The sequence below is a fragment of the Dactylosporangium sp. NPDC050588 genome (assembly GCF_040654975.1).
Taxonomy (GTDB): Bacteria; Actinomycetota; Actinomycetes; order Mycobacteriales; family Micromonosporaceae; genus Dactylosporangium; species Dactylosporangium maewongense.
In genome coordinates this window covers 61953-74259 of sequence record NZ_JBFAJA010000031.1, presented here as the reverse complement: position 1 = coordinate 74259, position 12307 = coordinate 61953, and the positions used below count along the sequence as shown (strand labels likewise).

Annotated in this window: 6 protein-coding genes; 3 read left to right on the top strand and 3 right to left on the bottom strand. The window is 73.7% G+C overall.

Going from position 1 to position 12307, the window contains the following annotated elements; translation table 11 throughout:
- The first annotated feature begins 84 nt into the window (after positions 1–84).
- A complete protein-coding gene (locus AB0I21_RS22670; RefSeq protein ID WP_360563875.1) occupies positions 85–4368 on the top strand; it encodes a response regulator in 4284 nt (1427 codons plus the stop codon).
- A gap of 101 nt (positions 4369–4469) precedes the next feature.
- Entirely contained in the window at positions 4470–7424 is a 2955-nt protein-coding gene (locus tag AB0I21_RS22665) for a fibronectin type III domain-containing protein (protein WP_360563874.1), read from the top strand.
- A gap of 43 nt (positions 7425–7467) precedes the next feature.
- On the opposite strand, the gene AB0I21_RS22660 is transcribed toward AB0I21_RS22665, so the two are convergent.
- The 3 genes from AB0I21_RS22660 to AB0I21_RS22650 all read right to left on the bottom strand — a co-directional run bounded on the left by AB0I21_RS22660 (position 7468) and on the right by AB0I21_RS22650 (position 11118).
- On the bottom strand, positions 7468–8457 hold the full coding sequence (locus AB0I21_RS22660) for a hypothetical protein (RefSeq protein ID WP_360563872.1): 990 nt from the start codon (positions 8455–8457) through the stop codon (positions 7468–7470).
- A gap of 487 nt (positions 8458–8944) precedes the next feature.
- Positions 8945–9130 (bottom strand): hypothetical protein, encoded by a 186-nt coding sequence (locus AB0I21_RS22655; RefSeq protein ID WP_360563870.1) that lies wholly within the window; start codon positions 9128–9130, stop codon positions 8945–8947.
- Positions 9131–9666: 536 nt separating this feature from the next.
- Positions 9667–11118 (bottom strand): alpha-amylase family protein, encoded by a 1452-nt coding sequence (locus tag AB0I21_RS22650; protein WP_360563869.1) that lies wholly within the window; start codon positions 11116–11118, stop codon positions 9667–9669.
- 166 nt (positions 11119–11284) lie between these two features.
- Between AB0I21_RS22650 and AB0I21_RS22645 the strand changes: the two genes are divergently transcribed.
- Positions 11285–12307, top strand: coding sequence for a putative sulfate exporter family transporter (locus AB0I21_RS22645; RefSeq protein WP_344500351.1), 1023 nt, complete (start codon positions 11285–11287; stop codon positions 12305–12307).

Below are 12307 nucleotides of genomic sequence, written 5' to 3'. Positions count from 1 at the left end.
GCGCGGGTCGAGGCGCCGGCTTCGTGCGTGGCTGCAGGACAATGACGAGACGGCGAGAGGACAGCCCGGCCGGCAGGAGGTCGCATGGGTCGCGGTCACCCGATCGACAGGTCCGCGTGGCCGGTGAGTGGTCCGTTCCGCGCCTGGCTCGAGTTCCTCGACGGCGTACACCGGGCGAACGGTCTTCGCAGCCAGCGGACCATCGCGCGGGACATGGGGCTGGCCGCGCCGACCCGGGCCGGCCAGCTGCTCCGTGGCCTGGCGTGGCCGGCGGACACCGACCAGGCCCGGCGGCTGATCATCGCGCTCGGCGGGTTGGACGGCGAGGTCACCCGCGGCCTGCGGCTGCACCGCGATGCGTGCGGCGCGCGGGAGGCCGAGCTCCGGCCCGATCAGGAGCCGTCGTGGTGGTCCCGCTCCGGCTATGTGGACCAGGTCCGTGACATCGCACCCGGCCGGCTGGTCGGGCGGGAGCCGGAGCTGGCCGAGCTGGCGTCCTTCTGCGCCGGTGACGAGGGGTACGGCTGGTGGCAGGCCGAGGCCCGGGCCGGCAAGTCGGCGTTGATGTCGTGGTTCGTGCTGCACCCGCCGCCCGGAGCCTGGGTGGTGTCGTTCTTCGTCACGGCCCGGCTGGCCGGGCAGTCCGACAGCGTCGCCTTCACCGATGGCCTGTGCGAGCAGCTGGCCGCCATCGTCGGCGAGCGGCTGCCGGAGATCGCGTCGGCGGCCGGACGGGACAGGCTCCGCCGGCAGCTGCTGTCAGCCGCTGCCGCCCGGGCCCGGCGCGCCGGCCAGCGGCTCGTCCTGGTGGTCGACGGGCTGGACGAGGACTGCGGGGTCCGGCCGGGTTCGGGGCTGGCGAGCATCGCGTCGTTGCTGCCGAAACGCCCGGACGAGAGCCTGCGGGTGATCGTCGCCGGGCGGCCGGATCCGCCGTTGCCGGGAGACGTCGACGAAGATCATCCGCTCCGGGCGGCCCGGGTGCGGGCCCTCGCCGCGTCGCCGTATGCGCGGCAGGTCGCCGAGCTGGCCCGGCGTGAGCTCGACGGCGTCCTGGCGGGCGGGCCGGGCGGGTCCGGTGCGCTCGGCCGCGACGTGCTCGGCCTCGTGACGGCGGCCGGCGGCGGACTGACCCGGGACGACCTGGAGACGCTGACCGGGCGCCCCCGGTTCGAGCTGGAGGGCCTGCTGCACGGCGTCGTCGGCCGGACCCTCGCGAACCGGCCCGACCCCGATGCGGCCGGGCGGCAGCAGGTCTTCCTGTTCACGCACGAGACGCTGCGGGACGACGCCGCGCACCGTCTGGGCCCCCAGACGCTCGACCGGTTCCGGGACCAGATCCACGCCTGGGCCGACGACTACCGGCGGCGGCGCTGGCCGGCGGCGACACCCGGCTATCTCCTGCGTGCCTATCCCCGGATGCTGCGGGACGTCGGCGACGTCGAACGCCTCGTGCGGCTGGCCGGCGACCCGGTCCGGCACGACCGCATGCTGCAGATGATCGGCGGGGACAGCGGCGCCATGAGCGAGGTGATCGCCGCCCAGGAGCTCCTGGCGGCGCAGGACCGGCCCGACGTCGGCACCGCCCTGCATCTGGCCATGCACCGGGAGGCGCTGCACGAACGCAACGCCAGCATCCCGGTCGAACTGCCCGCCGCGTGGGCCCGCCTCGGGCAGGTGTTCCGGGCGAGCGCGCTGGCGTACGGAATCTCCGACCCGGCCCGCCGGGCGGTGGCGCTGGCGAGGCTCGCCGTCGTGGTGGCCGCGACCGGTGACCTGGGCCAGGCGCGACTGCTGTGCGGTGCGGCGGAGTCAGTGGCCCGGTCGACCGGGCACCAGTGGCAGCTGCGGATCCTTCCCGCGCTGGCCGCGGCCACCGCGGCCGTCGAGGGCCTCGCGGCGGCGGAGCGCTCGGCGCGGGACGTCACCGAACGAGCGGTACAGACCCGGATGCTGGCGGCGCTGGTCGAGCCGGCGGCATCGATCGGCGACCTCGACCGGGCCGAGGCCCTCGCCTGGGAGGTCGTGCTCGAGGTGCCGCGCTCCCGGGCGCTGGCCACGGTCGCCGAGGCGGCGCTGGCCCGTGGCGATGCGTCCCGCGCCCGGGCCCTCGCCGACGCGTTGGCGCTGCCGGAGCTGCGCCTGCGGGTCCTGGCGGGGTTGGCGGGCGGGACCGGAGGGGCGCACGAAGGCGTCTCGGTGGAAGAGATCCGATCCGCGGCCGAGCGCACCCTCGATCCGTTCCATCGCGCCCGCGTGCTTGCGGTGCTCGGCGAGTCCACCCTGTCCGAGACGGTGTTCGAGGCCGCCATGAGCGCGGCTCGTGACGTGGCCGAGCCGCGGCGGCGGGCCGAGGCGGCGGCGGCCGTCGCGGCGGCGGCGTTCCGGGCGCGGCGGCCGGAGCTCGGCGTGGTCGCGGCCGACGTCGCCGAGGACGTCGCACTCGCGATCACGGACACCTACCGGCAGGCCGAGGCGTTGGTCGCGGTGGCCGGGGCCTCGGCCGGACCCGACCGCGAGGCGCGCGCCGTGCGGCTGCTGGAGTCGGCCGAAGCGGCCGCCCGCCGGTCCGGCGCCGGCGCGTGGCGGTCGTCGCTCGGCACGATGGCCGCCCTGCTCGCGCCCGGCGCCGCCGGCGCTCGTGTCCTGGCCTTGACGGATGCGATGGAGTCGCCGGCCGATCGGGCGTCCGTGCTGGTCCAGATCGTCGTTGCGGCATCCGGACGCGGCGACGGAGCCTGCTTCGAGACGTTCGTCGCGGCCGCGGACGAGGCCGTGGCGCTCGCCCCGGGCAACGGCCGGCTCGGCCGGGACCTCGCGGTCGCCGGCACCCGGATGGGACGGCGCCACTACGCGGAGGCGCTGCTCGACGCCTCCCGCGAGCAGCCGTGGGACCGGCTCGGGCTCCTGACCGATTTCAGCCGGGCCGCGAAGGACGGCGGGGACCTGGAACTGGCGGAGACGCTGGCGCGTGCGGCCGTCGCCGAGGCGCGCCGCCACGCTGCGGAGCCGGACGGGGTTGTGCTGCGCCAGATGGTGCTGGCCCTGGCCCAGGCGGGCGAGCACGACGAAGCCCTCATGCTGGCAGGCGCCATCGACGAGCCGGAAGACCGCGCCGAGGTGCTCGGCGAAGCGCTGAAGCACGCCGATCCGGCCGGCTGCCTGCTCCTCGCCCCCGCCGCCTTCGCCGCGACCGAGCAGCTGCGAGGGTACTACCCGAAGCACACCACCGTAGGTTCGGCGGTCGACGCGCTCATCCGGACCGGGAGCATCGGCGAGGCGCGGCGACTCGTGGCGGGTCTGACGGATCGCGAGGTGCGGGCCAGGACCCGGATCGACCTCGCCGAACACGCGGTGAGCCTGGGCCTGATGGACGAGGCGGCGACGGCGGTCGCCGCCGCGGTGCTCGACGTGGACGACGCCCCGGTGCCCGCGATCAGCCCGCCGCACGTCGAACTGGCCGTGGTGATGGCCACGGTCGGCGGCATCGGGTCGGCCGAGGGCATCATCGACCGCATCCCCGACCCGGACGATCGGGTGCGGGCCTGGTCCGGCATCGCGCGGGCGCGGGCCGCGGCGGACGGGCAGGCCGACGCTCGAGCGGCCGTCCGCCGGGCGCTCACGATCGCTCACGGGGTCGAGCGGCCGTGGCAACGCGACCGGCTGCTCGCCGAGCTTGTCGCGGTGACGGCGGACAGCATGGACGTGGGCCAGGCCGAGGCGCTGGCCCGGACGATCGAGGACCAGGAGGAGCGTGGCAGGGCGTTCGTGGCGCTGGCCGAACGCGCGGCCGCGGCCGGTGACGGTTCCCGCCATGCCAGCCGCGCGCTCGCCGAAGCTCTGCTGATCCGGCGCTGGGCGTCGCTGCTGGAGACGATCGCCCGGGTCGACCCCGCTGCGCTGGCTGTCGCCGGGGACATCCTCACCGAATGGGCAAGGCGGCGGCCGGCGGCCGGCGATCACACCGGCAGCCGGGTGTTCGTGGTGGAGCCGGAGCCGCTGATCTGCCTGGACTTCCGGGAGATTCTCGCCGAAACCGGGTTCGAGGCGACCGGTTTCGAGGACCGTCGAGCGGCGCTCGAAGCCGCGGCCGTCGAGCGACCGGACCTCGTGGTGCTGGACATCAGTCTGTTCGCACGCGACGGCTGGTACACGCTGCACCGGTTGCGGTGCATGACCGATGCACCCATTCTGCTGACGAGCACCCAAGCACAGGTGGAGCACGTGGTCCGCGCCCTGCGGCTCGGAGCCGACGGCTACCTGGTGAAACCGATCCACGCGGCCGAGCTCAGGTCCGCGGTCGAGCGGCTGCTGCAGGCGCGCGACACCCCGCCGATCTGGACTCCCCGGGCGTCAGCGCTGCCGTGAGTGCCGCCGGCAGGCCCAGCGCCGCCCGGATTGTGCCGAAGGGCCCCTCAGGTAGATGCATAGCGTTACTGTGCGATTACCTGAAGTGTCTGGAGTGGTGCATGAAATTCGTCCGACAGGCCGCGGCGGTCCTGGCCGCCGCGCTCGGAACGGGCGGTCTCGTTGCCGTCTCGGCGACGCCGGCCTTTGCCGCCACCACGACGTTCACCTACACGGGCGCGGTCCAGACGTACACCATCCCGGCCGGCACCACGAAGCTGCAGGTCGTGGTCAAGGGTGCCCAGGGTGGCGGCGGCGTGGGTGGTGGCGGCGGCACCGTCACCGCCGTCATCACGACCCCCGCCGGGCTGGGCAACAAGATCCAGGTCATGGTCGGCGGCACCGCCGGCTTCAACGGCGGCGGCCTGTCCGCGCCGGGCGGCGGCGACGGCGGCGACGCCTCCGACATCCGCCAGGGCACCTGCGCCGCCACGGACTCCTGCGGGTTGAGCGACCGCACCGTGATCGCCGGCGGTGGCGGCGGCGGGACGGTCTATCCCGGTGGTGGCGGCGGCAAGCCCCCGTCGCCGGCCTACGCGTCGAACACGGCGGGTAGCGGCTTCGCCTTCCCGGGCGGCGGCGGCACGCAGAGCGCCGGTGGCGCGGGCGGCGCTGCGTTCGGTGCCGCGTCCCCAGGTGGCTCGGGCAGCCTCGGCTACGGCGGCAACGGCGGCCCGAGCGGCTCGAAGAGCGGCAGTGGCGGTGGCGGCGGCTACTACGGCGGCGGGGGAGGCGGCGCCACCGCCAACCCGTCGGCCGAAGGCGGCCCGGGCGGCGGCGGGAGCAGCTACGTCGACCCGGCTCGGGAGGACTCGCCGTCCACCTTCGCCAGCGACGACAACTACGGTGCGGGCTCGATCTCCTTCACCACCCTCGGCCCGCCCGAGCCCGACAACGTGAGCGCCCAGGTCGCCGCGGGCACCGGCAACGTCGCGCTCGACTGGGACGCGCCCAGCGGCGGCGCCGACTCCTACGTCGTCTACCAGAGCCTCAGCAGCGGCGGGTCGTACACCGCCGTGACCACCGGCGACTGCTCCGGCGTCACCGGCACCTCCTGCACGGTCGGCGGCCTCACCCCGGGCACGGTCTACTACTTCACCGTCGCCAGCGTGCTGAGCGGCGCCGAAGGTTCACCGTCGAGCCCGGTCAGCGTCACCGCCATCGGCCCGCCGGCCGCCCCCACCGGCGCCGCGGCCGCCGTGGCCGGCGACGGCACCCTCACCGTCACCTGGGCCGACCCGGCCACCACCGGCGGACCCACGACCAACTTCCAGGTGCTGGTGTCGCTCGGCGGCGGCACGTACACCGCGGCCACCGCCGGCACCTGCACGGCCGGCACCATCACCAGCGGCTGCACCGTCACGGGCCTCACCGGCGGAGGCAGCTACCAGTTCAAGATCGTGGCGGTCAACGCCGCCGGCAGCGGACCCGCGTCGGACCCGTCGACCGCCGTCACCGCCGTGGCCGCACCGTCGGCGCCGACGCCGGGCGCTGTCACGGTCACCGGGTCGGGCACCGTCACCGTGGCCTGGACCGGCCCGTCCGGCAGCGTCACCGGGTTCAAGGTGTACGTGTCCAGCGGCGGCCCGTACACCGCGGCCGGCTCGGGCACGTGTGCCGGCACGCCGGCGAGCAGCCCGTGCACCGTCACCGGACTGACCCCCGGCCAGGCGTACCGGTTCAAGATCTCCGCCGTGGCGTCGGCCATGGAAGGCAACCAGTCCGTCCCGTCGGTCGAGGTCACCGCCGTCGCCGGCCCGCTGGCGCCCGGCACGCCGGTGCTGACCGTCGCCGGCGACCGCAGGCTGCGCGTCGCGTGGACCTACCCGACCAGCAGTGCCACACCCGCGGCGCGCTTCACCGTCGAGCTCTCGAAGGACGGCGGCGCGTACACCGCCGTCACCAGCGGCGACTGTGCCGGCCCCACCGCGAGCCCGTGCGACGTCAGCGGCCTCGACGCAGGCGCCGGCTACCGGGCCCGGGTGACCGCGGTGAACGCCGCCGGCACCGGCAGCCCGTCCGACGGGTCGGCCCCGTTCACCGTGGTCGCCGCGCCGGGCATCCCCACCATCACGAGCGCGGAAGCGGGCGACGGGCAGGTCACCGTCACGTGGACCGCCGGCCTGCCCGCGACCGCGGACACCTACCACGCGGCCGCGTACCCGGCCGGCTCCAGCACCGCGGCGTCGGACTGCCAGGCCACCGCCCCGGCCCTCACCTGTGTCATCCACGGCCTGACCAACGCCACCGCTTACACGATCAAGGTGTACGCGTCGGGAGCCGTGGACTCGGACCCGAGCCAGCCGGTCACCGCGACGCCGAGCGCCGCACCGGACGCCCCGACGGCGACCGCGACCGGCGGCGTCGCCTCGATCACCGTGCAGTGGACCCCGCCCGCGGCCGGCTCAGGCATCGGCGGCTACCTGCTGACCGCGGACCCGGGACCCGCCACGTGCCACGCCAAGGCCACCGACACCAGTTGTGTGCTGGGCGCGGTCGCGGGCACCTCGTACACCGTGAAGATCGTCGCGGAGGGCACCTTCGGCCGCGACTCGGCGCCGGCGGTCACCAACGCGGCGACCGCGACGTCGCCACCCGTGCCGGCCGGCACCCCGACCCCCGACGCGACCCTCACCACCGACCAGGGCGACATCCACACCGCCACCCCGGGCCAGCAGGTCACCGTCGTCGGTCACGGCTTCGCCCCGCACTCGACGGTCACCATCGCGATCTATTCGGCGCCGGCGCTGCTGGCCACCGCGGTGGCCGACGCGCAAGGCGACGTGCACCAGCCGGTGACGGTGCCGGCGAGCCTGGCGAGCGGCGAGCACACGGTGGTGGCGCTGGGCGTGGACCGGTCGGGCGTGACACACACGCTGGCGTTCACGGTGACGGTCCAGGCGGCGGGCGCCGGCCTGCCGGTGACCGGCCTCGCCCTGACCTGGATGCTGCTGCTCGGCGTCGCCTCGGTCCTGACCGGGGCCACGCTGACGGCCGTCGGCCGCCCGCGGACGTGAACCCGGCCGGATCGCAGGGCCCGGCCGGGCGGGAGTGGGGCCCTCAGCCGGGCGGCACCGCCACCGGAAGCCGGGTCCAGCGCAGCCCGTCCGGCGACGTGTACAGCGCCGTCAGGTCGTTGGTCAGGTAGCGTCCCGGGGCCGTGGTCAGGACCGGCCAGAACCCGTCGTGGTCGGCGAGGCCGGTCACCGGCGCGGGCGCCCGGTAGGTGCCGCCCTTGCCGGCGTACCACTCGGCAGGCTTGTCGTGCACCGTGCGGATCACGTGGGTGCCGTCGGCGGCGAGGTACGTGTCCTGGCCGTGGTCCTTGTACGGCACCGTGCGCTCCGGATCGGCGGTCGTCCAGGTCTGGCCGCCGTCGGTGGTGCGGTACATCAGCACCCGGCGCGGCTGGCCGGTCGTGACGACGGCGTAGGCGCTGGTGCCGTCGACGGTGGCGACGGAGACGATGCCCGAGTCGGCCGGGTCGGTCTCGTCGAACAGGCGCGTGCGCCAGGTCTGCCCGCCGTCGTGGCTGACCGCGAGACCGAGACGGCCGTCCGGCGCCGTCCCGCCGACCCACAGCCCGGCGCCGACCGGCGTGGACAGCACCGAGTCGGGCTGCATGCCGGGCTGGTTCGCCAGCATCCGGGCCTCGCCGGTCCGCGGGTCGACGCCCCGCAGTCCGCACCTGTACGGGCCGGTGGAGTCCTGCTCCCTGCGCTCGTCCGTGCAGATCGCCCAGCCGCCGGCCGGCACCGTGCCCACCGTGCCGTCCACCGGCCGCACCAGCTTCCACGTCCGCCCCCCGTCGGCGCTGACGTGCTTGACGTCGACGGACTCGCCGTCGAAGTGGGCCAGAACCACGCCGGGCGCGGGCGCGGTGATGTCGTCGACGATGCCGCTGTACCGCGCGGTCCAGGTGGCGCCGTCGTCGTCGGACCCGAGCAGCCGGCCGGGGCAGCCGTACTTCGACATGTTCTCGCACCCGAACGGCGCCCACTGCACGTACAGATGCTTGCCCTCGCCCGCTACCGGCCCCTGAATCCCCACTGCGGGGACGGCCGTGGTGCCGGGCGCCGACGGCCGTGGACTTTCCGTGCCGGCCGGGCCGGACTGCGGCGAAGTAGTCGTCGAACCCTGGCGGTGGCACAGGTTCTCTCGGCATGGACACCTCCCTACCAGTTAGGTCAACGGCGGGCGGGCATCCGGTTTACCGGCGACAGGGAATTCCCCTGTAGCGCTTTGCGCGGCCGGGTCGCTGGCGCGGATCTCCAGGCCGCTCCCGCGGATAAAATAGACGCGTGCGTATCGACACGCGCCGACCGGCGGTGCGGTGGCTCATCGCCGGTGCTGTCCTCGTGGCGGTCGTCATGGTGGTCGTCGTCGCGGCGATACTGGTCGTCGCTTCACGATCCGGCCCACGCAAGCTGCCCGAGCCGACGATCCTGCGGTACTGCTCCGAGCCGGCCAGTCGCCCGCCGGCGAGTCGCTGCGCCGGCCTGCAACCCACCGGCACCTTGCGATTGCGCGACACGCCTCAGAAGCCCAGAACCTGCCTGGCTTCGGCCATGACCTGCGCGGACGCGGCGTGGGCCCACGAGGTGAACAGCGAGCGGAAGTCGGCGCCGCGCTGCTGCGCCACGGCCGGGTCCTGCTCGACGACGTCCAGTTCGTTGACGATGCTCAGGTCCAGCCATGCCCGCATGTCCTGCTCGGCACTCATGCCACGACCCTAGGACCATCTGTCCGCGTCGATAGGCCGTCGGGCCGGCTGGTTCGTCACAGTCCTTCGCCCGTTGCGTGGTTCGGATCGTTCAACTCGGTGAGAACATGTCGCGTGGCGACCGTGTCCGAGTGATCCGGTCCAGGCTCTTCATCTCCCTGAGCGAGCCGGAGATGTCCTGGGTCATGAGTCGCAGACGGGCCAGCTGGCCACGGGCCTCCAGTGTGACGACATCCCTGGGGCCGAACTCGCGAACCAGGTCGGTGACGAGTCGCTCGCCGGCGACCCTCGCCGCCTGACTCATCCCAGTGGCGTACATGCTCCAGATCTGGAGGAACAGCAAGACATGCGGAGGGCGCAGCAATGCGGTGGTGGTGACCTTGCGTAGGATCGCGCCGTTGCTACGGAGCGTGGGGACGACCTCGATCTCGTCCTTCTGGCCGGGCAGCGTGCGGGATCGAACGCGGTCAAGATCCCGGCGCGGGAGGTTGCCGCAATTCCGTTCGGTCGTTCGCCTGCTGACGGCGGACGGGAGGTCAGGAGATGCGGGCGCCGGTGTGGATGGCTACAGCGTCGTGGGCGGCGACGTCCGTGCGGAACCAGCCGGTCGCGTCGACGGTGATGACCGGGCCGGTGCAGGTGGTGCCGCTCTTCTCGCCGTGGATGACGTCGCAGTAGCGGCCGGCGGGCATGTTCGTGTGGTACGAGCGGCCGGTGACCGCGAAGTCCTCGTCGTTGATGGTGATGTAGCCGGCGCTGCCGCGGCCGAACGCGATGTGCTGGAAGCCGTTGTCGTACCAGTTGACGACGCCGGTGCCGGTGACGGCGTTGCGGAAGGCGACCATGTTGGCGATGGCCTGCCAGCGGTGTTCGCAGCGCCAGCCGCCGGTGAAGCAGGTGCTGTTGTTGGTGCGCCCGGACGCGTCCGACGGCGGGCCCTGGTTGCGGTCGGTGAACTCGTAGCTGGACATCACCGTGGGGGAGCCGTACGGCCACGCCAGCATGAACGCGTTGGCCAGGGCGTAGATGCCGTTGTCGCGGTAGGTCAGGGTGCCGGGGACGTCGCGCTGGGTGTCGTGGTTGTCGACGAACACGTTGGCGACGTTGCTCGGGATGTACCCCCAGCCTTCGCCGAAGTTGGAGAGGTACGCGAGCCGCTCGTTGCGGAACACGCGGGCGAGGTCCTTGCCGTACCGGAACTCGTGCACGTCGCCGTTGCCGGTGTACTCCTGCGGGGTGATCGGCTCGCCCGCGCCGTAGATGACCTCCTGCACCATGTACACGGACCGGGACAGCCGGGCCTTCAGCGCGGCGATGTCGGCGGCGGGCATGTGCTTGCTGGCGTCCATCCGGAAGCCGTCGACGCCCAGCGACAGCAGGTCGTTGAGGTAGCCGGCGAGCCGGTCGCGCACATAGGTGGCGCCGGTGTCGAGGTCGGCCAGGTTCGCCAGCTCGCAGTTCTGCACCTCGTAGCGGTCGTTGTAGTTGACGATGTCGTCGTTGCCGTTGCGCCCGCAGTGATGGAAGTCCTGGGACTGGTACGTGCCGGGGTAGTCGTAGTGCGTCCAGGCGGATCCGGCCCAGCCCGGGCCGCTCTTGTCGGTGTTGGCCATGTGGTTCACGACCGCGTCGACGATGACCTTGACCCCGGCGGCGTGGCAGGCGCTGACCATCGACTGGAACTGCGCCCGGGTGCCCTTGCGTGACTCGATGCGGTAGCTGACCGGCTGGTACGCGACCCACCACTCCTGGCCCCGCACGTGCTCCTGCGGCGGGGAGACCTGGACGTAGCCGTAGCCGCGCGGCCCGAGGAACGAACTGCACTCGGACGCGACCGAGGTCCAGTTCCACTCGAACAGGTTGGCGATGACGGTCTTCGGCCCGGCGGTGGCGGCCTGGGACGGTGTCGCGACGGTCGCCACGGTGGTGGTCAGCGTCGCGAGCACAACGGCGGACAGGACGGCAGCCAGGGGCCGGCAGCTCGGCATGGGGTGCTCCAATGACAAGGCGGCGGAAACCCAAGTATCGATAACCGTGCCTGCTACCGGCAACCTCGACGCGGCCGGTGTACCGGCGAGGTCATAGGCGATGTCTATGACCGTGGTTCCGGATCGGCCGCTACCGGAGCGTTCCGCCGGGCCGGAGCCTGAGTTGGTGATCGTTCTTGCTGAGGCTCGTGGGCGTCGCGTGCCGGTGCACGCCGCCGGGCTCGGTGCGGCCGTCGTGCTCGGTGCGGCCGCGGCCGCGCTCGGCGCGCGGGTGCCCGTGCTGGGCGCGCCGGTCTTCGCCGTCGTCGCCGGCGTACTGCTGAGCCCGCTGGCCCGGCGCCGGTCCGAGGTGCTGCGACCGGGGCTGGACCTGGCCAAGGGGCCGGTCCTGCAGATGTCCGTCGTGCTGCTGGGTGCCCAGCTGTCGCTCGGCGAGGTGCTGCACGTCGGCGCGGGGTCGCTGCCGGTCATGCTCGGCACCCTGGCGGTGTGCCTGCTGCTGGCCTGGCTGGCCGGCCGCCGGCTCGGGGTGTCCGGCGACCTGCGCACGCTGATCGGTGTCGGCACGGGCATCTGCGGCGCCTCCGCCATCGCGGCGACCACCCCCGCGCTGCGGGCGAAGGGCGGCGACGTGGCGTACGCCATCTCGACGATCTTCGTGTTCAACGTCGCCGCCGTGCTGGTCTTCCCGCCGCTCGGCCACGCGCTCGGCCTGAGCCCGCACGCGTTCGGGCTGTTCGCGGGCACGGCGGTCAACGACACCAGCTCGGTGGTGGCCGCCGCGGGCGCCTTCGGTGGCGACGCCGACCGGTACGCGGTCGTCGTCAAACTGGCCCGGACGCTGATGATCATTCCGGTGGTGCTCGCCGTGACCGCCTGGACCCGCCGCCGTGAGGAGCCCGTGCGGACGTCGAAGGCGCGTCTGGCGGCCTCCCTCGTCCCGTGGTTCCTGATCGCGTTCCTCGGTGTGGCCGCGCTGAACACCGGTGGCCTGATCCCGGCCGGAGGGCAGGAGGCGCTGCACCGGCTGGCGCTGCTGTGCATCGCGATCGCCCTCGCCGGGGTGGGCCTGTCCGCCGACGTGGCGGCCATGCGCCGGGCCGGTGTCCGGCCGCTGCTGCTCGGCCTCATCCTCTGGGTCGCGGTCAGCGCGACCAGCCTCGGGCTGCAGCACCTGCTCACCGGATGA